Source organism: Flavobacterium sp. B114r, assembly GCF_056824125.1.
Genome location: NZ_CP124858.1, coordinates 1,129,243 through 1,154,124 on the forward strand (window position 1 = coordinate 1,129,243; position 24,882 = coordinate 1,154,124).

Consider the following 24,882-nt stretch of genomic DNA (forward strand, 5'->3'; position numbering starts at 1 on the left):
AATTCCAAATTCCAATCTTAAAAACCGAAATCTCATATTAAAACACATATACTGTTCCACGTGGAACAGCATTCAATATCAAGTTCTAACTTCAAATCATTCACCAATCTGTTCCACGTGGAACAGATTAAATTAAGTACAACCTGAAATTTCAAACTAAAACTTTTTACGCATTTTCTTATGTTCCACGTGAAACATTCTTTACTTTTCGAATATCACTTCTAATATTTATGTTCCACGTGAAACAATACTAACATATAAGTTTAAATTCTTTAGTCAAAGTTTTTCGCTAAACGTTCCACGTGAAACATTCGTTTTTTAAAATACAGAGCCAAACTTATGTTTCACGTGAAACAATTGGAAATTGGAATTAGTAAATTTTAGCATTTAATACTTTACTATTCCACGTGAAACATAGCTATCTTTTCATCTTCTTTAGAACGCATAAGTTCAGCATCAGCATCACTCTTGTCTTTATATCCACAGTAATGTAATATACCATGAGCAAGAACACGCTTCAATTCTTCTTCAAAAGAAACATTAAAATCTTTTGCATTGTCTTCTACTCTTTCAACAGAAACAAATATATCTCCGTTCAGTTCATTACCAACTGTATAATCAAAGCTGATAATATCTGTTAGTGTATCGTGGTTTAGATATTCTACATTTATCTTGTGAAGATAATCATCATCACAAAAAACATAATTTATCTCTCCTTCGTTTTTACTTTCAGAAACTATTACAGCGCTTAACCAATCTGCAAAGGCTAGTTCGTTCTCTAAAGTAAATTCGGTTTCGTAATTAAAATTGATCATTTTGTATTAAAATATTCTTGAACCTTTTGATTAAAATTCGAGCGCAAAGGTAGTGATTGTCTGTTTAATATCTCTACACTGTTTAAATAATCCAATAACGAAGTTGGTAACGCATTCGTTCTATTAGAAAATTCCGCTTTATTAGTTTCCGATTGTCGTTTTGTATCTTGCCCTTGCTGCTGAACGGCATTGTTCAATTTTAATAATTCCTGTTGAATATTAAGTATACGTTGTAAGTTTTCAGTCTTAAAACCTTTATTCAAAAGTTGCTTTTCCGAAGCTTTCATTTGATCAATTACAGATCTACCCTGAGAATCTAAACCTTGTTTTGCTAACTCCTTTTGTAACGCTTCACGAAGTTTGACTTGCTCTTTATATATTTCCATGATAGCTTCAGCATCTCCTTCTCCATCACTTCCGTCTTTTCCATCATTTCCTTTTTCACCGCTTTTACTTCCTTGACCATTTTTACCATCTCCGTTTTTTCCTTTGCCGTCTCTTCCCTGACCTTGCTTTCCTTCACCGGATTTTCCTTGTTGGCCTTCTCCGGGTTTATCGCCGGGTTTGTCTCCTTGTTTGTCCCCAGGCTTATCACCAGATTTCATTCCTTCTTTCATCTTGTCAGCCAAACCTTTTTGTTTTTGAATAATATCCGGCAATTGCATTCCTTGTCCATCTCCTGGTTTTGGTTTTCCTGCTCCTGGTTTAGACATTAACATTTGCATATTATTCAATAAATCACTTAAAAAATCAGCTAATTTATTGGCAGATGAAACCGCATACTGTTGATGCGAAACTCCTTTAGGAACCTGAACATCGCTTAAACTTTCAATCGCTTTATCTACATTATACTGTACATTTCCAATTTCCTTCGTTACATCTTCGGCCACTTTTGGGTTACGTAAAGACAATGCAAACAAACTATCATCGACATGTTTAAACTGTTGTTTCAAATTCTGCTGTACTTTTATGTTCTTAGTATAAGCTGAAGATCCCAACTTCATAGATTTAAATTGTTTCATTACATCTTCTTCCGATAAAGAAAATGCTAAAAGATTATCCAGAACCTGACGAAGCATTGCTACATCTTCTTCCAGTTGTTCTCGTTCTCCACCCTCCATACTTGAATCCATTTGCTCCGCCATACTCTTCATTTTTTTGGCTGCACTTTTCTGTTTTGGCTTAGCCGAAGAGGAATTCTTTTTACTCAACTCTTCAGAAGCTTTCTTCAAATCTTCCTTAACATCTTTCTCTTTTGAAGCATCAGAAGGAATATCTAAAGGAGCTTTTAATGTTTTGTTTTCCTCTTTCAGATCTTTTAAATCTTCCTGGATTTTATCAAAAGCTTTATTGATATCCTCTTGTTTCTCTTGCGTATTTTCTTTGTCTTTATTAGAAAGCTGTTCTTGTTGGTCTGCTAACTTTTTTAATTTATCAGCAACTTGTTCTGCTTTTTTAGAAACATAAAAACGTTTTGTTAATTCAACCAATTGCTCCAGATTACGGGATTGGTTCTTGCTGATCTGTTTGAACTTTTCCATCTTATCAAACAAATCTTCACTATTCAATTTATCGTTTAAGTTCTTCAATTCGTCCATTAACTTCTTATTCTTTTCTAAATCTTTCTCGGCATTGTCTAAACGTTTTTGCAAATCATCAGCAGTTTTGTCTTTCTTCTCAGACTGAAACTTGTCCAAATTCTTATTCATTTTCTCAGCAAATTGTTTCATCAATTCGTCTTGTTGTTTCTGACGTTTGATAAAATCATTTACTTTCTGCTGGTCTTTGAACTCTAAATTATCTTTCTCTTTTCCTGCTTTCTGAATTTTATCCATTTCAGAAAATTGCTTATTTTGATTCTTCAAAGATTTTTCTAAACTATTGATATTTTCATTTTGCTGTTGCAATTCCATATCATGAACTTCATCTGTTGTCGAAACACGATCAGAAAAAACAGAAGACTTTGTGCTCTTAAATCCATGAGGCGCATCGTTATCAAAAACTTCAAAATAGTACTCATAAGAAACTCCTTCCTGAACTGCAAGATTACTTGGAAAATTAAAAACAAACTGATCAAATACTCCAGACTTAACCGGTATTGTTCCACGCTTGGCAGTGCTTGGTTTATCGCGTTCGTAGTAAACCACCTGAAGTTTAGACAAACCATAGTCATCTCCTAACCTACCCAAAACATAATTTTTATCGAGCTTTAAACTGTCCGGTGCAGGACTAACTGTGATAGTTGGATGCTGATCTTTGATCACTGACAACTGATAATCTAGTTTTTCGTAGTTTTTGACCTTATTATTTGAGGTAAGAATTTGATATTCTGTATTTTGACTGATATTTTTAGCCAATTTAAATTCGTTTTCGGATTTATTAAACTTGAAAGTCGAATTATCATCTTTCCATACAATTTCCTGAGTCGATTGTGTATTCATTTTCCAGGTAACCAAAGTTCCTTCCGGTACAATTGCATTTCCTGTTCCCTGAATAATTTCAGATTTCTTTTTTAGATAAGATGGAAAATTCAATACCATTTCGAAGTTGGCAATTGATGGAACTGTAATTACTTTCAACTCATATTCTTCTGATAAAACTGAATTTCCCTCAAAAGAAAATTCAACATTCGATACTGGTTTTTCAATCTTGAATTCAAACTTTCCTGGTTGAGATGACTCCATAAAATAACTTTCGTTACCAATATGAATCATTACATTCTCTGGAACAACATTCCCAACAGATTCCATTTTGACAACAAAATCTTTGTTTTGTTCTGTTTGTAAATTTGAGTTTAGAACCACAAATTTAAAAGGAGCCGGTGGTAAAAAAGTAGCATTAAAATGTACTACTCTATTTAAACTTTGAGAAATAACATTGCTGTTTCCAGAAATATAAAACACGGCAAAAAGCAAAATTGGAATAATTGCCAAAGGTAAATACTTCTTATTGTTTTTAAAATTGATGGCATTCCCAAACGGAATTGGCTGCAATGAATTTGCTTTTTGCTCTATCGAAGCTAACATCAACTCTGAACTTTCTGTTGAATTCTCAGACTCTGACAATTGCAAAAAGTTAGTCAACTTATCACTTACTTCTGTAAAATGGTTTCCAATAATAGTGGAGGCCTGATTATAATCGATTCCTTTTTGAAGTTTGAATAACTTGAAAATTGGGAATAATATAAATCGAAACAAAAGGAAAACCTCTACTCCTATAAATATCCAAAACAACAATGTTCTTCCTAATGGTTTTAGCCAAAGGAAATACTCAATAAAAAGCGTGAATAGAAAATACAACAATCCGAAACCAATAAAAAGAAGTCCCCCTTTTATCAATTCATTAGTATAATATTTCTTTATAAATGCTTCTAGCTTTTGATATATCGCAGATGTTGTTTTCAAGTTGAATCTCTTTTATTTATAACCCATAAAAGTAGTAATTTTAATTAGATAATTATCAATGAGAAAATTAGTCAATTAAGCTATAAGCAAGGCATTATCTAATTAAAACTCATTTTCTAATTCTCTAATTAGAATCGTATCTTTGCATCAAAATTTAAACAAATGTCAAAGCAAGTTCGTGTGCGTTTTGCACCAAGTCCAACAGGACCTTTACATATTGGCGGAGTTCGTACTGCCCTATTTAATTATTTATTTGCCAAAAAAAACAATGGTGTTTTTTATTTAAGAATTGAGGATACCGATCAAACTCGTTTTGTTCCAGGTGCCGAAGCTTATATTATGGAAGCATTAGAATGGTTAGGAATTGCTCCTGATGAAACTGTTGGGAAAAATGAAAAATTTGGTCCGTACAGACAAAGTGATCGTAAGGAATTATACCAAACTTATGCTGATCAATTGATCAATTCAGGTTGGGCATATTATGCTTTTGATACTCCGGAAACTCTTGACGCTTTGAGAAAAGAACAAGAAGCTGAAGGAAAAACATTTATTTACAATCACACGATCCGTGAAAAGCTTGATACTTCTCTGGTAATTTCTGCTGAAGAAGTTGCTAAAAGAATTGCAAATGGAGAACATTATGTGATCCGTTTTAAAACTCCGGTAGATGAAACGTTACATTTAAAAGATATTATTCGTGGTGATGTAAAATTCGAAACCAGTTTACTTGATGATAAAGTATTGTTCAAAAGTGACGGAATGCCAACATACCATTTAGCCAATATTGTTGATGATCATTTGATGGAAACTTCACATGTAATTCGTGGTGAAGAATGGTTGCCATCGATGCCTCTTCACGTTTTACTATACAGAGCTTTTGGCTGGGATGCGCCGGAATTTGCACATTTGCCTTTGATTTTAAAACCCGTTGGAAATGGAAAATTATCTAAAAGAGATGGTGACAAATTAGGATTTCCTGTGTTTCCACTAGAATGGAAAACCGAAGAAGGTGTTTCATCAGGTTACAGAGAGAAAGGATTTTTCCCGGAAGCAGTTATAAACTTCCTTGCCTTGTTAGGTTGGAATGATGGAACGGATAAAGAATTATTTTCATTAGAAGAATTAGTTGAATCTTTTGACTTGAACAGAGTTCATAAATCCGGAGCTAAATTTGATCCTGAGAAAAATAAATGGTTCAATCATCAATATTTAATCAAAAAAAATGATGCTGATTTAGCGAAAGACTTCACTCCTATTTTAGTAAAAAAAGGTGTTGATATTTCTAAATTTGATGTTACAAGAATCGTTTCCTCAATTAAAGAAAGAGCTCATTTTGTTTCTGAATTTTGGGATTTAACAGATTTCTTTTTCCAGGCGCCAACATCTTATGATGAAAAAGCAAGCAAAAACTGGAAGGAAGAAACGCCGGCATTAATGCAGGAATTGATTTCGACTCTTGAATATATCGATGGTTTTGATTCAGCAAATATCGAAGCAATAGTAAAAGATTGGTTGACTAAAAATGAAATAGGAATGGGTAAAGTTATGCAGCCTTTTCGTTTGAGTTTGGTTGGAGCTCTTAAAGGTCCTCACCTATTTGACATTGTTGAAATTATCGGAAAAGAAGAAACTATTTCGAGAATACAGAAAGCAATTGCAACATTATAATTTATCACCATTAAGAGATTAAGAAAAATTAAGGCAAGCTTTATGAACTTAATCTCTTAATGGTAAAATAATTTCAGCGCTAAGAAACATTGATAATATGTTCTTAGCGTTTTTTTTACGCTTAAAAAATTGAATTTGGCAGATTATTCGTAATTTACCAGATCATAAAAACTAAATCAATATCATTATGAATCCAGTACTTATTATCTTTTTAGTTATTGCGCTCTTTATTTTCATGTCGTCATTCTTTACAGTAAAACAACAAAGTTCGGTTGTTATCGAAAGATTTGGAAAATTCCATAGCGTGAGAAATTCAGGTTTACAATTAAAAATTCCTGTAGTTGACAGATTGGCCGGACGTGTGAATCTTAAAATTCAACAGTTAGATGTTATCATCGAAACCAAAACCAAAGACAACGTTTTTATCAAAATGAAAGTTTCGGTACAGTTCAAAGTTATTCAGGAAAAAGTATACGATGCTTTTTATAAACTGGAATATCCACACGATCAGATTACCGCTTATGTTTTTGATGTGGTTCGTGCCGAAGTTCCTAAATTAAAATTGGATGATGTTTTTGAAAGAAAAGACGATATCGCAATTGCCGTAAAAAGAGAATTAAATGAAGCAATGACTACTTATGGTTATGATATTATCAACACTTTGGTAACCGATATTGATCCGGATATTCAGGTAAAAAATGCCATGAACAGAATCAACGCTGCTGACAGAGAAAAAACGGCTGCTGAATTTGAAGCTGAAAGTTCAAGAATCAGAATCGTTGCAAAAGCAAAAGCTGAAGCTGAAAGTAAACGTTTACAAGGTCAAGGTATTGCAGATCAACGTCGTGAAATTGCAAGAGGTTTAGTAGAAAGTGTTGAAGTTTTGAACAGTGTTGGAATCAATTCCCAAGAAGCTTCAGCATTAATTGTAGTTACACAACATTATGACACACTGCAGGCAATTGGTGCAGATGCAAATTCTAACCTCATCTTGTTACCAAACTCTCCTCAAGCCGGAAGTGATATGTTAAACAATATGGTTGCATCGTTCTCAGCATCAAACCAAGTTGGTGAAATGATGAAGAAAAACAATAAAAAATTAGCGAAACCAAAACCTATTGAACCACAACATGGTTATGAAGATGACATCGAACCAGAAACAAAATAAATTATAAAAACAAAAAAGAGGCTTATTTGCTACCGTCTGGACACAACTCTAAAGAGTATCCAACCTTGCATGACTGAAGTGAATTTTTGCAGGCCAATCCAAAAGGTTGTGATGCCAGGTTTCCTTTCAGAGAGATAACCTTTCCATCCTCCTAATCTAGCAATAGCCCATATATATCGTTTCAAATCTGACGATTTATATGGGTTTTTTAGTTTTTCGGTTTTTCCTTCTAATTGGGTGATTTGTAATTCTAAACATTCCATTTCTTCCTCTGAAAAGCAGCTTTTTGGTTCGGTCTCTTCTTCGCTGGCATAAGCTATTTGCATTATAAAAAGCTTTATAATAGTCTCCAGCATCAAAAGACATAGTTTACGAACTGCTTTACCTTGAGATAATTCGCTTGCTTCGATATTGAAGCCCTCTTTCTTTAAAATTCTAAATACTTCTTCAATAGTCCATCTGTAGGTATACCATTCGATACAAAGTAATGCAGTTTGTAGATCTTCAACTTTTTTAGTGGTTAATAATCTCCAATGTATGGGGTTTTCAATATTTTCTCCAACTTCTTTTGCCTCGATGGCATAAAGATTTATTTTATCTGGAAGATGTTTGCCTGAATATTGATGTTTACCTATTGTTATTTCTGAAAAGCGTACTTCTATAGCAGCAGTTCTTTTCTGCATTTTCCTTCTTTTGTCACCTTCTAATTCAATTGTATACATCCCTTGAAGGGGCTGGGAATTTAGGTGATCAAAAAGTTTGGTTTTAGTATCTAACATTCGATTAAATCGCGATCTAATCAATAAATGTGTTTTGCTGTCAGGGACAAGGCAAAATTGTTCGTAGATATCTCCCTCTCTGTCCTGAATAATGATTATTTCTTTTGCTTGACTTAGCTTTTTCTTTGTTTCAAGAGAAGAATCTATCCATCTGTAAGACTCTTTTTCTTCAATAGGTATGCGATTGTGAGTGTTGGTTTTCATTTTAGCTGGCAGCTCATGTCCTCTATTCCATATTTTTACATCTGAAAAACCATATGGCATTAAAGTTTCTGCATCTATAATAAAACTTGGATGTATAAAAAAACCAAGTCCTCCAACAGAAGCATTGGTCAGTCCAATTGATTCATCCTTTTTAATCCTATTTCTATGATTATAAAGGTTTATTTCACTGCTATCCTGAATACACAATACAGATTTGTCTTCAACACAGCTTACACAATTAATAGACATGTTCTTTATAATATCAGCTTCGCTGACGTTATCATTTTGCAAAAATCGATAAATCGCTTTGGCTTCAGAGTCACTTTCTGCTAATTGTCTTATCGAATAAATACTATTAGCAAACAAGCGATTGAGAATAGAATTACCTCTATTCAACAATCGCTTGTCTTTTAAATTTTCAAAATATCTAGTCTGCACTTTTTCTCAAATATAATTAAAAATATATTTGTGTCCAGACGGTAGGGCTTATTTGCCTCTTTTTTTATTGATAAACCAATTGATTACAAAAGGTAAAATGGATTGTAAAATCTGTGGATAAGATTTTGTAAAGTATTCTTTATAAGAAGAAAAAACTCCACCAACAATACTTTGAGGTGTTATAGATTCTTTCGTTTTCTGAAAACTTAAAACTAGTTTTTGGTAATTAATATCTTTTTCGAGTTTCAAAATTTCCAAATCTCTTTCTATTGCCGCGTATGATGAGTATTTTTTAGTTTCCATAATTAATCATTAAAAAATATTTCTGAAAATTTTCCCAATATCGGACCTTCAACAAATTTATCTTTCAAGAAGAAAAGTAAAATTGTAAAGATTAAATAGATCCCTCCTACTGCTAAAAAGCCAAGTGCATTACTTTCGAATAAAGCTCCAAAAGCATATGCTGCAGCAAAAGATCCGAATATCATCACCATACTAAAGCACAATAAAATCAAAGTAAACTTTAAAATTAAAGTCGCTGATTTCATGGTCACTTTAAAAACCCAAAGTTTATAATAAGCCAAATGACTATCAAGATAAACTTTAGCCTGATCTTGAATTTTTTCAGTATTTTCTTTTAATTCTTCAAAAGCCATAATTGTAATTTTAATTAAAAAAAGAAGCACAAAACTCATGATCTAATAATTGCAATATCGATTATCTTTTAAAATAATCTAAACAATCATAAAACCATTTTAAGCTTTGTGCTTCCTGGATTATTATTTTTGAAGTTTAGCGTTTTGAGCTTTCAAATCAGCTAATTTAGTTTCTAAAAAGCTAATTACTTCTTCAGTTTTGTAACTCATATTCGAAAGTAGCTCACCATATGTTCCATCAAGATTTTCTTTTGCATGTGCGAACTTTTCACGCAATACTTCAGAACTTGCAGAAAGTGAATCTTTCAAATTATGTTTCGCATCATCTAAACCTTCCTTCAGCTTAGCGCGAGTTTTTGATCCTTTTTCCGGAGCAAATAAAATTCCGAACGCTGCTCCTACTGCAGCACCAGCTAAAATTGCCGCAACTGTATTTACATTTTTTGACATAACATTAAAATTTAAATGATTACTAAAGGTAGTCTTTTTTTGAATTACAAATTATTGGTTCATTGTAATTTAATAAAAATTAACACTAAATTTAATACACATAAGCTACAGCTTCATATTTACCATCACCTTTTTCAACAATACTAACAAACGGGTATCCGTTTGAAGCAGACTGTGTTTTGATTCTCATTGCAGTCTGGTTTTTATTAGCAATTGGCGGTTCTCCTTTTGTTTTTGTCGAAACCCCAGAAAAATTAGCTACTTGTTTTAAACCTATTGTCTTGTCCTGAGATAAAACTGTTACAAATTTATAATCAGATTTAGAATCTACTATAACTTTATCAGATACATTTTGAGTTTGATTCGATTTTTTATTTGTAATTTTTGAAACAGCATATTTGCTAATTTTATGTTCTTCAGCACTTCCATTCAAAGAATAATAAACCAGATCATTGTCAAGTTTTATAAAATTAACATCAAGTTGTTCACCATTATGTTTTGTAATTTGATGTGTTTGAGAAATTGCAATATTTGCAAATAAAATCGATAGCGTAAAAAATAGAATTTTCATAATATTAAAATTTAAGGATTAAAATTGTTAATGTCAAACAAAAAACAAAATTTCAAATAACCCATAAAATTAATTTCATGAAATTTTTAAATTATGAAATACATTCTGAAAAATACTTTTACGCTATAAGTATTATCAAAGTACAATCACAATTACAATTGACCATAAAATCAATCTTTAGAATTCAGATTTAGAATTGACTCTAAAACCAAAAATCATTCATTTTTGAATTTTAGAAAACTCAGATTCGATTCTCAAGTGAAATTCGAAATTTGACACTTTAGATTTGACCTTTGGATAAAAATAACAACTTTATAAACAATTGTATGTTAACAACCCGTTAAACTAAGAAAAATGAGGTTTAAAACTCAAATAAAGCTCGATTATCAACAATAAATCAAAAGAGGATTAATGACATGAAAGAAATAAAAAAACACTTTAAAATCAATTTATAGAAGCCGATTTTAATTAATTAAATCTATTAAAATAATATTAATAATAGTTTTATCCAATAATAAACAAAAAGATAAAATATTAAATATCCAATCAATTAAATTGATAATTTAAAATAAGATAAATTTTAGAATATTAAAAGGCAAAAGTAAAAATCAAGAAATAAATTGAAAAATAATTTACATTCAACGTTATAAACAATTCTGTGTTAACAACCCAAAAAAATATACAAAACAGGACTTAAAACTAAAATAAGACCTCCAGTTTAATGATTTTTCATGAGAGGATTAACGAGGTCAAAGATTTTTAAAACTACCTTAAAATTAATTTATGAAGGTTACTTTTGATCTAAAAAATTTATATATTTTATATTTTCAATAGAAAAACCATATAATAAGAAAAGCGCTTATAAAAAGCGCTTTTCAATAGATTCTAGTGATGTTATTTTTTAACCATCTCGGCAAGAATTTCATTTTCTCGCTCCGAAGCATTTTTTGGTGGATTTGAATATAATTTCAAAATTTCGTCTTCAAACTGATTTCTTAAATTTAAATCTTCAATATCTCTTAAATTCAAAAGTGCTTTAGATCGAACATAAGTCGATTCACTTCTAAGTGACATGGTATATAATTTTTTAATATCGTCTTCTTCAAAATCTGTAGATTTCCAGTTAGAATATTTCAAAATAAATTGAGCAAATAACAATGAACCTTTATTATTGTTAATATTCTTCTTTAATGAATTTTGTAATAAAGAAAAACTAGAAACATTTTTGATACTCTCGCCTATTGCACTTTCAATTGCAATACGTTCCGGTTTAGTTTCAACTTTAAAATATTTATTAATGTCTTTTAAAGAATTATTAATGCTGTTTTCTTCTTTTTTACCTTTTTCTTCCCAGGCGTCTTTTAGTCCAACAGTTTTGTTAAATACTAATTTTGAAGCAGTTGAATCTTTATCAACAGTAAAATAACCCAAACGTTGAAACTGAAATTTATCTTCATTTTGAGCTGTTGCTAAACTTGGTTCGACAAATCCAGTAATTACTTCTAATGAATTTGGATTTACAAAATCTAAGAAATTTTTGTCTTTATAACTGTCCGGTGCTTCATCTGTAAACAAACGATCATACATACGAACTTCTGCTTCAATAGCATGAGAAATAGAAACCCAATGCAATGTTCCTGATACTTTTCTTTGGCTTGCTTCTGTCCCACTTCCACTCAAAGAATCAGTATCATAAGTTACGTGAATCTCTGTAATATTCCCTTCAGAATCTTTTATAACACTTTCTCCTTTAATGATATAAGCATTTTTAAGACGTACTTCTTTACCTAAAGTCAAACGGAAAAACTTAGCCGGAGCTTCTTCAAGAAAGTCTTCTCTTTCTATATATAATTCACGAGAAAAAGGTACTTTTCTGAAACCTGCATTTTCATCTTCCTGATTATTTTCGGCTTCTAACCACTCCTCTTTTCCTTCAGGATAATTTGTAATAACCAATTTTACAGGATCTAAAACTGCCATTACACGAGGTGCAATTTTGTTTAAATCTTCACGAATACAAAACTCTAAAACTGATACACTGATCAAATTATCTCGTTTTGCAATTCCGGTTGTATTGGCAAAATTACGCAATGAAGCAGCTGTATAACCACGTCTTCTTAATCCTGAAATTGTAGACATTCTAGGATCATCCCAACCGTTAACATGCTTTTCTTTAACTAGTTGCTGTAATTTTCTTTTACTAACAACGGTATGTGATAAGTTACGTCTTGCAAATTCTCTTTGCTTTGGACGTAGTTTATTTTCTTCTAAAATCTGGTCTAAAAACCAATCGTATAATTCGCGGTGTGGCAAAAATTCAAGTGTACAGAATGAATGTGAAATTCCTTCTAAATAATCACTTTGTCCATGTGCCCAATCATACATTGGATAAATTTTCCAACTATCTCCGGTTCTATGATGTTCTTTGTGTAAAATCCTGTACATGATAGGATCACGCATCAACATATTAGTCGATTTCATGTCTATTTTTGCACGAAGAATATGAGTTCCAGCTGCAAATTCACCGTTTTTCATTCTTTCGAATAAACCTAAATTCTCTTCAACAGAACGATTTCTATACGGACTATCTGTTCCAATTGTAGATGGAGTTCCTTTTTGAATGGCCATATCTTCAGAAGACTGACTATCAACATATGCTTTATCTTTTTTAATTAATAAAACTGCCCAATCATACAATTGTTGAAAATAATCTGAAGCATAACGTTCTTCTGACCAGGTATAACCTAACCATTCAACATCTTTTTTAATGGCGTCTACAAATTCCTGTTCTTCTTTTTCAGGGTTTGTATCATCAAAACGTAAATTCACAGGAGATTGATAATCAATTCCTAAACCAAAATTTAATGCAATAGAACTTGCATGACCAATATGTAAATAACCATTTGGTTCTGGTGGAAAACGAAAATGAAGCTTGCTTTGCGAAAGACCTGATTTAAGATCTTCTTCTATGATTTGTTCAATAAAATTGAGTGATTTTTCTTCTGATGCCATTATTTTATAGTAATTTTAGCAAAGATAAAAAAAAGGTTTCAGGTTTCAGGTTTAAAGTTACTTAACTGGCGTTAAACCTGAAACTTTAAACTTGAAACTAAATTTATTACTATTTTTGCATAAATATTGAAAGTTATGAGACAATTAACTGTTACAATTCCAGACGATTTCTACGAAACTTTTGTTAGTTTTTTTAAACATATTCCAGATGTTTCTATCGACGAAAATACTGCGAATGAAGTTCCGTTATGGCAGCAAGAAATGGTTTTAGAACGCATGAAAAATGCTAAACCAGAAGATTATATTGATGCTGATGTTGCTTTAGAAAATTTAAAAAATAAATATGGTTTTTAAAGTTTTAATAGTAAAAAGAGCCGATTTAGAAATTGAAGAGGCTCTTCAATACTATGAAAATATTAGAAAAGGTTTGGGAGAAAAATTTCTTTTAGATTACAAAGACCATTTGAAAACGCTTTACAAATTTCCTCTTTTTGAGGAAAAATACAATGTTGTTCGTACTTTACCCTTAAAGAAATTTCCTTACACTATTCACTTTACAGTTAATGAATTAGAAAAAATTGTTTCTATTCAAGCCGTAACTTGCAACTATCAAGATCCGAATATTACAAGAATAAAATTATAAAAATGGGAGTTATTAAACTAAAAAACATTCGTACTTTTTCCTACCACGGATGCATGATTGAAGAAGGAAAAATTGGATCTGACTATACAGTTGATCTGAAAATTAAAACCAATTTGCAAAAATCAGCTGACACAGATCATCTTACAGACACGGTTGATTATGTACATTTGAACAAAATTGTGACGGAAGAAATGGCAATTCGTTCGCATTTATTAGAGCATGTTGCCAAAAGAATCAATATTCGCGTACTTGCTGAAATAAAAACTGCAGAAAAAACTACCGTTTGGGTTTCTAAAATAAATCCTCCTATTGGTGGTGATGTTGAATCAGTTACTATAAAAATGACGGAAGTTAGAAAGTAATTCTTTCAAATAAAATATTTATTTTTTAAAATACTTCATTTTAAACTTTTGAAATTTAAAGATTTTAGTTACTTTTGCCATCCGTTCAACTACGGCGTCGTGGCCGAGCGGCTAGGCTGGGCTCTGCAAAAGCTCCTACTCCGGTTCGAATCCGGACGATGCCTCAAAAAGAGATACAGAAATGTATCTCTTTTTTTATGCTTAATTTTTAGAAAAAATTAGATTAAAGATTATGTTCGAATCCGGAAGATGCTCCAAAAACCTCAAAGAAATGTATCGCTTTTTTTATGCTTAATTTTTAGAAAAAATTAGATTAAAGGTTATGTTCGAATCCGAAAGATGCTCCAAAAACTTCAAAGAAATGTATCTCTTTTTTTTATGTTTAATTTTTAGAAAAAATTAGATTAAAGATTACGTTCGAATCCGGAAGATGCTCCAAAAACCTCAAAGAAATGTATCTCTTTTTTTTATGTTTAATTTTTAGAAAAAACTAAATTAAAGGTTATGTTTGAATCCGAAAGATGCTCCAAAAATCTTAAAGAAATGTATCTTTTTTACGTTCGAATTCAGGCTATACCTCAAAAACCTTCACAGACATCTCTTTGTGTCTAACTTTCCACAATCTTGTCATCTCGAGGAACGAGAGATCACACAAGTAACTCTACAAAGATTGGCGATTATGTTTGCGGAGCTTCTAATGCGATCCTTCCTTCGTCAGGATGACAAAAATGAGTACAATATTTGCGTGTAACTATTATACAAAGTGCCGGTGTTTTCATTCGAATACGAAAAACTAAACAAAAATATTGTTATGAAAATAAGTACCCTAGCCCTGATAGAAGTGGAAATCCTTTTGTGGCGGGGTTCGACACAAAAGATTGAAACGGATAGCGGGATTAGCTCTTAAAAAAAAGATTTGACTCTATCACAGAAATCAAAATGACAAAGTTCTACATGAACATTATGAACATAAAAAAACCTCTGAAATTCAGAGGTTTAATTTTATATTTTTGAGTTATTAACAACTACTTCTCGATCTTCTCAAAGGCATGTTTTACCATTTCTTTTTCTTTGGGAAACCAACCCTGAATCATTAGAACGAATCCAAAAACCATTAAAACAATGCTTATAATTTTTTTAATCTTAACAATATTGGTTGGCGTCATTTTAGATTTTAATTGTTTGGCTAATAGTATTTTAATACAATCTACTATTAAATACGTAATAATAACCGCAGTAAAAAAAGTAAACATTCTTGAATTTTGCATTTCTAATTTTGGTCCTACAGAAATAATCACGGCAAGCCAGAAACCTAATACACCAATGTTAATAACGTTCAGTATAAAGCCTTTTATAAACAGACTTCCGTAGTTTCTTTTTATGATATCACGATCTATTGCTTCATCATCAATCTTTTCTTCATTTTTTAATCTCACAAAAGAAATTATACCGTAAGCCAGCATAATAATTCCGCCAAAAATAAAAAGTGCCGGTTTATCCTTTAAACTCTGTATAAGTCTGTAACTTCCTAAATAAGCAATTGCTATAAAAAAAATATCACCTAATACTACACCAAGATCAAAAACTATTGCAGCTCTGAATCCTTTTGTAATACTGGTTTCCAGTAGTATAAAAAATACCGGACCTACCATAAAACTTAAAAAAAGTCCCCATGGCAGTCCAGCTAAAATATCATTTATCATTCAAATACGATTTCTTATTTTACTTCTTCAATTTTACCTCCAAAAACCGTTTTTTGATTAATTTGTTTCGGTTTTCCATAAATGTAAATAGAGCCTCCTGCGCTTACTTTTGCATCTACAAGGGTTGATGCATTCACATCTGCTTTTCCGCCCGCAGAAACGCTTACTTTAGTCTGAGACGTGCTTAATTTACTTGCCAGAAGATATCCTCCTGCTCCAAGACTTGCATCCTGATTAGCGGCTTTACCTGATAATGTAATTTCTCCTCCTGAAACTGAACTTACATTAAGCTTATCAACATCTAAAGGAACATTAATTTTAGCACCTTCCTGAGCACTTACTTTAAACGAAGTAGCTTTAATAGTTTCTTTACTGGTAACTTCTGCGCCTTCATTGGCATCTATAAGTTCTATGTGCTTGTAATAAAGGGTAATATCCAAATCATTACCTGATAATAATTTAGGAAAAGGCATTCTTAGTTTTAATATTCCTTTCTTGTTAACAACTTCAACTTCAGATTCACGCGCTCCTTTAATAACTACTTTATTTTCTGAAGACTGTACTAATTTTACACTTAACTTATCAAATACCTTAACGGTATCAAAATCACCTACTTCTTTGGTAACCTGACCAAAAGACATTTGAACAAATAAAATTGCAACTCCTATAACTAACTTTTTCATACTTTTATTTTTTAATTAAACTTCTATTCCGCTCTTCTTAAAAAATGAAAATCCAGTTGTTTTTTAACTAAATCGGCATTTTTTACTTTTACATAAATTTCATCTCCTAATTGTAAAACACTATTTGAAGTGGCTCCAACTAAAGCATATTGTTTTTCATCGAAAGTATAATAATCATCTTTTATATCTCTGATTCTTACCATTCCTTCGCATTTGTTAGAAACAATTTCAACATAAATTCCCCATTCAGTAACACCTGAAATAACACCCAAGAATTCTTCGTCCTGGTGATCCTGCATGTATTTAACCTGCATGTATTTAATACTATCTCGCTCAGCATTAGTAGCTAAACTTTCCATATTCGAACAATGCAGACATTTTGCTTCATACACTTCTTCATTTACAGATGCACCGTTATCTAAATAATATTGCAGCAAACGATGTACCATAACATCAGGATAACGACGAATTGGCGAAGTAAAATGACTGTAATAATCAAAAGCTAAACCATAATGACCAATATTTTCTGTCGAATATTTGGCTTTACTCATACTTCTAATGGCAAGAGTATCAATTAAGTTTTGCTCTTTTTTACCATTTGCTTCTTCCATCAAAGCATTCAATGATTTCGAAATATCTCCTTTGTTACGGAAATCTATTTTATAACCAAATTTAGCAATTACGGTTTGCATCGCAATTAATTTGTCTTCGTTTGGTTCATCGTGAATCCTGTAAATAAAAGTTTTCTTTTGTTTACCAATGTATTCAGCCACTTTTCTGTTGGCCAAAAGCATGAATTCTTCAATCAGATGATTGGCATCTTTAGAAACTTTAAAATAAACTCCTTCTGGTTCTCCTTGTTCATCTAAGTTGAATTTTACTTCGACTTTATCAAAAGAAATAGCACCATTTGCCATTCTTTTCTTTCTTAGAATCTTAGCTAATTCATCTAGTTTTAAAGTTGCCTGTGTTATTTCATCAGAAACTACATAAGATTCTCCTGTGATCGAAATATCAAGCGGAATTGTACTATCTTTTGTTTCAATGATATATTGTGCTTCTTCATAAGCAAAACGCTGATCTGAATAAATTACAGTTCTACCAAACCATTGGTTGATAACTTGTGCATTTTCTGAAACTTCAAAAATTGCTGAGAATGTATATTTCTCTTCATTTGGTCGTAACGAACAGGCAAAATTAGATAAAACTTCCGGAAGCATTGGCACTACTCTATCAACTAAATAAACCGAGGTTGCTCGTTGATACGCTTCATCATCCAGAATTGTTCCTTCTTCAAGATAATAAGAAACATCGGCAATGTGAATTCCTATTTCGTAATTTCCGTTTTCTAATTTTTTGAAAGACAAGGCATCATCAAAATCTTTTGCATCTTTTGGATCTATCGTAAACGTAAGAGTATCACGCATATCACGACGTTTTGCAATCTCTGATTCCTGAATAGACGTATCTATTTTTTGTGCAAACACTTCTACTTCTACCGGAAAATCTGATGGTAAACCATATTCAGCAAGAATAGCATGAATCTCTGTATTATGTTCTCCTGGTTTTCCTAAAACCCTGAGCACAGATCCAAACGGACTATCGGCTCTTTTTGGCCAGTCTTCGATGTTAACTAAAACTACGTCACCATTTTCTGCTTCGCCAATTTTATCCTTTGGAATAAAAATATCCGTATACATCTTAGGATTTGCTGTAGATACAAAAGCAAAATTTGCCTGAATATCTATTACTCCTACAAATTCTGTCTTGTTTCTTTCTACAACTTCAATTACTTCACCTTCAGGTCTTTTACCTTTTCTTCGGTTATAAACATAAACTTTGACTTTGTCTTTGTCTAAGGCACGATTCAAATTATTGGTTGGGATAAAAACATCTTCACTAAAATCAGGACAAATAAAATATGCCGTTTTTCTACTGGTCATATCAATTGTTCCTTCATAGTAATCCTGACTTTCGGCTTTTACTAAATATTTACCTGGTTCAGATTCTATAATTTTCTTTGAAGCAGCCAGAATTTTTAAATCTTTTATAATCTGGTTTCTGCTTTTTGTATCATCAAGTTCAAGCTTTGCTCCTATCTGTTTGTAATTAAATGCTTTATTAGGACTTTGCGATAAAATTTTTATTATTTTACTAGAGAGATCTGTCTCCTTTTTTATCGGCTTTCTAATTTTCTTACTCATATATCTTTTCTTAAAAAGTTAAAATTACAAATAAGATATCAGATTATAGATTTTAACAAATAAATTATTAAAAATATAACTTTCAAAAGAAGTGATTTATTGATTTTTAAAAGGTCATTTATAATTTGCCTCTTTAAATTAATGCTGCCTGCAAATTTAAGTAATGCTCATTTCGTATATTTACAAAAAGACCTCATATGGAAAGCTTTAAAACCATTGCAATATTCAATTATCAGCACGAAACAGTCGTTCTGAAGCACTTATTAGAGCAAGAAGACATTCCGTATTATTTTGAGAACGAAATGACCTTATCTGTCGTCCCAATGTACACAACTGCTCTGGGTGGAATCAAACTCAAAGTTCATCCAAACGATTTCGATGAAGTTCAGCAAATTCTGGATAATCTTAATAACCCTTTGAAAATTGTTTAAACCAATCTGTTTTTTCAATTTCAAAAAATTAAATTTTCTTTTTAATTTTCAAAGTTGTCAACATATATTAAATACAACAAAAAGAAAAATTTAAATTAAATTAATTTTTGGTTGTTATTATAGCTTGTTAATATGTGCTATAAATTTATTTTTAAAAGTGTTGAAATGAAGTTTCTCTTAGTTATCGTGAGTTATCAACATACTTAAATTGAGTTAAAGGATTAATTTCTAAGCGTTTTTGTATTTTAATTAACAATGGTTAACAACCAAAAACAGATTCATTTTGTAGATAAGTTCATATGTTGAAATTTGTTGAAAATAGCATTTTTAGTATTGATAACTTTTCCAAAAATTCATCAAACTTTATTAGGTTATTTCATTGCGGTTTTGGATTAGGTTTTTTTTCGACACAACCAAAAAAAACTTCTAATTTTCTATCTCAACTTATTAACAAATAATGTTAACTTAAAGTTAACTGAATATCAATGAATTAGGTTTCGCTATTAACATTATAAAATTTTAACAAAATAACTGATTATTATTTATTGATTATGAGATACTTATAGAGTTATCAATAATGTTAATAAGTGTTAAGATTTTGATATAAAGAGAGTTGTGAAATAAACTTTTTTGCACGATAAATTTAGGAATGTATATCAATTCTTTTAATTGTTTACAACCATCTTTAATTGTTTACAAAAGGAAAAAATTAGTACTAATTAGTTAAATTCATGGCGAACTTTTCTTTTCAAATAGAATTACTTCAAAATTCTTTAAGTAAATTTGCATAACACAACTCAAATACCATTTACAATGAAAATTTCGATAGGGAATGACCACGCAGGACCAGATTATAAAAAAGCAATCGTTGCGATGCTTAAAGCAAAAGGATATGAAGTAACTAATTATGGTACAGATTCTGAAGATTCTGTTGATTATCCAGATTACGGTCATCCGGTTGCGAATGATGTATCTGAAGGAAAAGCTGATTTTGGAATTGTAATCTGCGGAAGCGGAAACGGAATTGCAATGACGGTTAACAAACATCCTAAAGTAAGAGCCGGTTTATGCTGGACTAAGGAAATTGCTTATTTAACCCGTTTACATAACGATGCAAACATTGTGAGCATTCCGGCACGTTTTACTTCTATCCCACAAGCGGTTGAAATTGTCGAAACGTTTTTAACAACTGCTTTTGAAGGTGGAAGACACCAAAATAGAGTAAATAAAATTGCTTGTCAATAAGTCAAAAAAAAATTGCAGTGCGAAGCACCAGTAAAAAATAAATAAACCGGACGGATTTTAATAATTCATCCGGTTTATTTATTTTAAGTGGTTTAAAAACAGTTTGTTATAATGTAATTTTGTAGTTATTAACATTGTTAATAACTGTATTTAACCAATCAATTCGTTAGTAAAAAAGCAATTGTAAAAATATTGACATTATAGATAAATAGAAGTATAGCAATTGCAATTTGAATAAAAACAATAGCCGAAAATTTTAAAATAAAAGAAGGCTTACTTGTTTTATGCCTGAAGAGTAGCATTGCTACTAATAAACCGATTGCTCCGCCAAAAAATGCAATTGTAAATAAGGTGTTTTCCGGAATTCTGCGTTTCTGTTTGATGGCCAAACGTTTATCGTATCCCGCCAGAAAAAATTCAATACTATTTATAACAAAAAACAAAACTAATAAAACTTCCATTGGCTAATAATTAAAAACAAAGATATTATTTTAACAACGTAATGCAGTAAATCTATTTATTTTGGAAAATAAGTTTATTTTTGTTAAAATTTAAACTCCCCAAATATTATATCAAAAACCTAATGAAAAGAATATTTTATGTGGCACTTTTTTCGTGTCATTTTTTGTGCGCACAAGAAAAATCAAAAGTACTTTATCGTAATGAAATTGTTTCTATATCGAATAAAAGCAAATTAGAAATCGAATCTTTTATCGAAGAACAAAGAGAAATCGCCAAAAGTAAAAACGTAAATGAATACTCGATCAATATTCCGTACGATAATTTTAGTGAAATTTCGAGTATAAAAGGAGCGACGATAAATGCGAAAACAAATAAAAGGAATAAATTATCACAGTACGATATTAGTACAAACGAGTTAAAACAACGTGATATTTTTTACAGCGATAATAAATACAAACACTTTGATTTTAGTTATGTTGAGGACAAATCGAAAATTGAATTCTCTTATAAAATAAAGCAAAACGAACCTAGATTACTGTCGTATTTTGCTTTTCAGCATGAATTGTTGACTGTTGCTTCAAAATTTCAAATAAAATCAGATCCGTCAATAGAAATTGGTTATAAACTTTTTGGGGAGCATCAGGATAAAATTGTTTTCGAAAAAACAAAAGAAGGAAACTTAGATGTTTATACCTGGAAAGTGACAGACATTCCTGCTTTTAAGGAAGAAAACAGAGCACCTAATTTTACCTATTTTCTGCCACACGTTGTTTACTACATAAAAAGTTATACGAAAGATAATAAGAAAGAAGAGCTTTTTCCGGATGTTGAACATCTCTACAAATGGTATTATTCGTTAGTAAAAGATATTAACAAATTAGATCAGACAGCCCTGAAAAGTAAAACTTCAGAATTAATAAAAGACAAAACAAATCCTAAAGATAAGGCAAAAGCAATTTACAATTGGGTTCAGGAAAATATTCATTATGTGGCTTTTGAGTACGAAATGGGAGGTTTTATTCCTAGGGATGCAGCAGCTGTTTTTGATAAAAAATACGGAGATTGTAAAGATATTTCGAACTTATTAAATGAAATGTTCAAAACTGCCGGATTAGAGTCTAATTTGGTTTGGATTGGTACAAGGGACAAACCATATAGTTTTGCCGATGTTCCAACGCCTTTAGTAAGCAATCATATGATAGCAGCTGTAAAAATTGATAAGCAACGTTATTTTGTCGACGGGACTGATTCTTTTTGTCCGTTTACATTTCCATCTGCAATGATTCAGGGCAAGGAAGGACTTATAGGAATATCTGAAAGCGAATTTGTTATAGAAAAAGTTCCTGTAGTAGATAAAAAAGAAAACCGATTTAAAGTTGACCTGAAATTAAAAATCAATGACGGTGCAGTTTCAGGTACTGCCAAAATGCTGCTTTCAGGTTATCAGAAAAGTGATTTTCTAAATGTTTTAGGATCAAATAAACAAAAAGAAGAGGAGATCTTAAAAAGCGGTTTAGCGAGATACAATCAAAAAGTAGAAATAGAAACCGCAGAAGTCAAAAAGCACGAATATGAAAATAAAGATGCCGAGCTTGAATACAAGTTTAAACTTGATTCATGGGTAAAAAAAATAGGGGATAAGATTGTTGTAAAACCTATTTTATTAGCGCCTTTTAAAGAATATATAATCGACGTTAAAGAGAGAAAACTTTCGATTGAAAACGACAATGTGTTTACAAATGAATTTACTTATGTCTATGAAATCCCCGAAAATTATCAGCTTGATTTTATCCCGGAGAACAGTAAGAAGGAAAATGAGGTTTTAAGTTATGACATCTCTTATAAAAAAGATAAAAAAAACCTGATCGTATCTCAAAAAATAGCACTAAAAAAGTTAATTATCGAAACGACTGATTTTGAAAACTGGAACGCATTAGTAAACGAATTAAACAGCCAATACAACCAATCTATCATCCTAATAAAAAAATAATGAAAAAAATATTACTGATTCTACTATTTACTTTTATAATAAAAACACAAGCACAAGAAATTAAAAGCTACACCTGGGATGCAGTTCCTGCCTTTCAAGCCATTCCGGAAGAATATAAAAAACAACCCGCCGTAATTTTATTTGATAAAAGATGGATTCATGCCAGAATTAATACCAATTTGTATGGTTTTGCAAAATTTAAAATGGAGCATTTTGCAGTAAAAATAAACGAGTCTTCAGAAATTAGTAAATACAATAAAGTTACTGCAGATGATAATACAACAATTCGTGATACAAAAGATTTTCACGCGAGAGTAATTAAACCTAACGGAGATATTAGGGTTTTATCTGAAAGTCAGATTGTAAACTCTGATTTAAAAAATGTAAAATCGATTGTTTTTGAAGGCGTAGAGAAAGGCGATATTTTAGAGTATTATTTTATTGTAAAAGAAAATCCAACGTCAAACGGAATCGAGATTTACCAGAAAGATGCGCCGGTACTGCATGCTGAGTTCACGCTAACAGAGTCCGGATCTGCTATGTCGAGAGTATATACTTCCGCGGATTTTCATTATAATAAAGTAAAAGGAAAGACTTTTTTTACTGCAGATAATATAGAACCTTTGGTAATCGAAAAAAGCTCGAAGAAATTTAGAAATCTGGTTAAGATACTGTATTTAATTGCGGGATCTCCAGCAGAAATGGAGAGTAAAAAATGGGAAACTTATTTTAAAGGGTTTTTAAGAAATAAGCCATACGCTTTTTCTAACGGTGATGTTAAAAAACTTCTTCAAAAATTGGATTTAAAAGACAAAACTGATAATGAAAAAATAACCATTCTCGATGAATATATAAAAACTCACTTTGAAAATTATGAAGAAGGAGAAACAATAAACGTGAAAATTAATATAACAGAAGGAAATTCGAAATTAGCACGTAGAGACTTTATTTTGCTTTATAAATATGCTTTTGACATACTTAAAATTCCATACGAAATAATTGCTGTCGAAGATCGTTTTATAGGAGAGCTAGATGAGGATATTATGACATTTCATGAATTTACAGATATTAATTTTTATCTGAGAGATTTGTATAAATTTATCTCGCCAAGTGTGGGATATCTTCCTTACGGAAAAGCCGGCTACGAGTATCAGGGTACAAGAGCTAAAGGATATAATGTACAAAAGAAAGAGGAAAGTTATGTTTATCCATTGGTAGCTCCTTCAGATTTTACTAAAATAACAACAGAATCAGTCGTAACTCTAAACCCTGATTTAACAAAAGTAAGTATAGATAAAAAATTTTCAAGTACAGGTTACATTGGTCAAATGTTAAGATATAGCTATAATGATTTGTCTAAAAATGAAGAAAAAAAGGACCTTACAGATTTTGTAAAAGAAGTCTCTATTGATGAAGTCGACACTAAGCTTTTAGAGCATAATGTAGAAAATTTAGAATTTAAAAATAATTATACTAATACGCCGTTCGTTATTAATTCGAAGTTAGAGTCTGTTGAGTCATTTACTGAAAAAGCCGGAAATTTACTCTTGATTAATTTAGGAAAGGTAATTGGAAAACAGTCTAATCTTTATCAGGAAAATACCAGAAAAACAGATATTGATTTAAAATACACAAAAGAATACCATCATTCTATTGTCTTTAATATTCCAAAAGGATATCAGGTAGATCACTATAATGATTTAGTTATAGACAGAGAAATGAAATATGATGAAGATAAAAATTGTTGGTTTAAATCGACTGTAAAAGTAGAAGGAAACCAGGTTATCATTACCATTGATGAGAAATATAAAGCAATAACTTATCCAAAGGATATTTATCAGGAATATAGAAAAGTTTATAATGCATCTGCAGATTTTAGTAAAGCTAGTATTGTGTTAAAGCCAATTAAGAAGAAATAAAAATAGGACGGTTGAAAAATTAAAATATTAATTTTGATAATTGTAAAATAATAAAATAGTGAACCATTGCGAACT

At 31.0% G+C, this 24,882-nt stretch carries 21 protein-coding genes and 1 tRNA gene; 10 read left to right on the forward strand and 12 right to left on the reverse strand.

Features of this window, described 5'->3' with window-relative positions; all coding sequences use genetic code 11:
• Nucleotides 1-398: 398 nt before the first annotated feature.
• The gene (gene ybeY / locus QLQ94_RS05040) at nt 399-815 is read right to left on the reverse strand and encodes an rRNA maturation RNase YbeY (protein WP_427401137.1); all 417 of its coding nucleotides are present in this window, start codon (nt 813-815) and stop codon (nt 399-401) included.
• Nucleotides 812-4,219 carry a coiled-coil domain-containing protein gene (locus QLQ94_RS05045; RefSeq protein ID WP_482499285.1) on the reverse strand — a complete coding sequence of 1,136 codons (3,408 nt, stop codon included), beginning with the start codon at nt 4,217-4,219 and terminating at the stop codon, nt 812-814. The genes ybeY and QLQ94_RS05045 overlap by 4 nt, the downstream gene beginning before the upstream one ends.
• A gap of 162 nt (nt 4,220-4,381) precedes the next feature.
• Here QLQ94_RS05045 and gltX point away from each other — a divergent pair, with 162 nt between their 5' ends.
• Nucleotides 4,382-5,887 (forward strand): glutamate--tRNA ligase, encoded by a 1,506-nt coding sequence (gltX, locus tag QLQ94_RS05050; RefSeq protein WP_482499286.1) that lies wholly within the window; start codon nt 4,382-4,384, stop codon nt 5,885-5,887.
• A 187-nt stretch (nt 5,888-6,074) separates the two neighbouring features.
• Nucleotides 6,075-7,055 (forward strand): SPFH domain-containing protein, encoded by a 981-nt coding sequence (locus tag QLQ94_RS05055; protein WP_271336736.1) that lies wholly within the window; start codon nt 6,075-6,077, stop codon nt 7,053-7,055.
• Nucleotides 7,056-7,084: 29 nt separating this feature from the next.
• Here QLQ94_RS05055 and QLQ94_RS05060 read toward each other — a convergent pair whose 3' ends face one another.
• The 6 genes from QLQ94_RS05060 to QLQ94_RS05085 form a co-directional block, all read right to left on the reverse strand.
• Entirely contained in the window at nt 7,085-8,476 is a 1,392-nt protein-coding gene (locus QLQ94_RS05060; protein WP_482499260.1) for an IS4 family transposase, read from the reverse strand.
• A gap of 48 nt (nt 8,477-8,524) precedes the next feature.
• The gene (locus tag QLQ94_RS05065) at nt 8,525-8,779 is read right to left on the reverse strand and encodes a DUF6327 family protein (protein WP_271336737.1); all 255 of its coding nucleotides are present in this window, start codon (nt 8,777-8,779) and stop codon (nt 8,525-8,527) included.
• A 2-nt stretch (nt 8,780-8,781) separates the two neighbouring features.
• Nucleotides 8,782-9,132 (reverse strand): competence protein, encoded by a 351-nt coding sequence (locus tag QLQ94_RS05070; protein ID WP_271336738.1) that lies wholly within the window; start codon nt 9,130-9,132, stop codon nt 8,782-8,784.
• 123 nt (nt 9,133-9,255) lie between these two features.
• Entirely contained in the window at nt 9,256-9,582 is a 327-nt protein-coding gene (locus QLQ94_RS05075; protein ID WP_271336739.1) for a YtxH domain-containing protein, read from the reverse strand.
• A gap of 91 nt (nt 9,583-9,673) precedes the next feature.
• The gene (locus QLQ94_RS05080; protein WP_271336740.1) at nt 9,674-10,153 is read right to left on the reverse strand and encodes a hypothetical protein; all 480 of its coding nucleotides are present in this window, start codon (nt 10,151-10,153) and stop codon (nt 9,674-9,676) included.
• Between the two features lie 894 nt (nt 10,154-11,047).
• Entirely contained in the window at nt 11,048-13,165 is a 2,118-nt protein-coding gene (locus QLQ94_RS05085; protein WP_427401134.1) for a glutamine--tRNA ligase/YqeY domain fusion protein, read from the reverse strand.
• 135 nt (nt 13,166-13,300) lie between these two features.
• On the opposite strand from QLQ94_RS05085, the gene QLQ94_RS05090 reads away from it, so the two are divergent.
• The 4 genes from QLQ94_RS05090 (at nt 13,301) to QLQ94_RS05105 (ending at nt 14,334) form a co-directional block, all read left to right on the forward strand.
• Nucleotides 13,301-13,519: a hypothetical protein gene (locus QLQ94_RS05090; RefSeq protein WP_271336743.1), complete on the forward strand. Its 219-nt coding sequence runs from the start codon at nt 13,301-13,303 to the stop codon at nt 13,517-13,519.
• On the forward strand, nt 13,509-13,808 hold the full coding sequence (locus QLQ94_RS05095) for a hypothetical protein (RefSeq protein WP_271336744.1): 300 nt from the start codon (nt 13,509-13,511) through the stop codon (nt 13,806-13,808). Before QLQ94_RS05090 ends, QLQ94_RS05095 begins: the two co-directional genes overlap by 11 nt.
• Nucleotides 13,809-13,810: 2 nt before the next feature.
• Entirely contained in the window at nt 13,811-14,170 is a 360-nt protein-coding gene (folB, locus tag QLQ94_RS05100) for a dihydroneopterin aldolase (protein WP_427401133.1), read from the forward strand.
• Between the two features lie 93 nt (nt 14,171-14,263).
• A tRNA-Cys gene (locus QLQ94_RS05105) sits at nt 14,264-14,334 on the forward strand.
• Between the two features lie 861 nt (nt 14,335-15,195).
• Here QLQ94_RS05105 and QLQ94_RS05110 read toward each other — a convergent pair.
• From QLQ94_RS05110 to rnr, 3 genes are read right to left on the reverse strand one after another with little or no spacing between them, the layout of a single operon-like run.
• Nucleotides 15,196-15,873: a LysE family translocator gene (locus QLQ94_RS05110; RefSeq protein WP_427401132.1), complete on the reverse strand. Its 678-nt coding sequence runs from the start codon at nt 15,871-15,873 to the stop codon at nt 15,196-15,198.
• A gap of 14 nt (nt 15,874-15,887) precedes the next feature.
• Nucleotides 15,888-16,556 carry a head GIN domain-containing protein gene (locus tag QLQ94_RS05115; protein WP_427401131.1) on the reverse strand — a complete coding sequence of 223 codons (669 nt, stop codon included), beginning with the start codon at nt 16,554-16,556 and terminating at the stop codon, nt 15,888-15,890.
• A 23-nt stretch (nt 16,557-16,579) separates the two neighbouring features.
• Complete coding sequence (gene rnr / locus QLQ94_RS05120; protein WP_271338582.1) at nt 16,580-18,760, reverse strand: ribonuclease R; 2,181 nt, start codon at nt 18,758-18,760, stop codon at nt 16,580-16,582.
• A 197-nt stretch (nt 18,761-18,957) separates the two neighbouring features.
• On the opposite strand from rnr, the gene QLQ94_RS05125 reads away from it, so the two are divergent.
• A complete protein-coding gene (locus tag QLQ94_RS05125; protein WP_271338583.1) occupies nt 18,958-19,191 on the forward strand; it encodes a DUF2007 domain-containing protein in 234 nt (77 codons plus the stop codon).
• Nucleotides 19,192-20,004: 813 nt separating this feature from the next.
• Complete coding sequence (rpiB, locus tag QLQ94_RS05130) at nt 20,005-20,436, forward strand: ribose 5-phosphate isomerase B (protein WP_041520454.1); 432 nt, start codon at nt 20,005-20,007, stop codon at nt 20,434-20,436.
• Nucleotides 20,437-20,594: 158 nt separating this feature from the next.
• Here rpiB and QLQ94_RS05135 read toward each other — a convergent pair whose 3' ends face one another.
• Entirely contained in the window at nt 20,595-20,897 is a 303-nt protein-coding gene (locus QLQ94_RS05135) for a DUF1294 domain-containing protein (protein ID WP_271338584.1), read from the reverse strand.
• Nucleotides 20,898-21,019: 122 nt separating this feature from the next.
• On the opposite strand from QLQ94_RS05135, the gene QLQ94_RS05140 reads away from it, so the two are divergent.
• Complete coding sequence (locus QLQ94_RS05140) at nt 21,020-22,888, forward strand: DUF3857 domain-containing protein (RefSeq protein WP_427401129.1); 1,869 nt, start codon at nt 21,020-21,022, stop codon at nt 22,886-22,888.
• Nucleotides 22,888-24,807 carry a hypothetical protein gene (locus QLQ94_RS05145; protein WP_482499287.1) on the forward strand — a complete coding sequence of 640 codons (1,920 nt, stop codon included), beginning with the start codon at nt 22,888-22,890 and terminating at the stop codon, nt 24,805-24,807. The genes QLQ94_RS05140 and QLQ94_RS05145 overlap by 1 nt, the downstream gene beginning before the upstream one ends.
• Nucleotides 24,808-24,882: the final 75 nt, after the last annotated feature.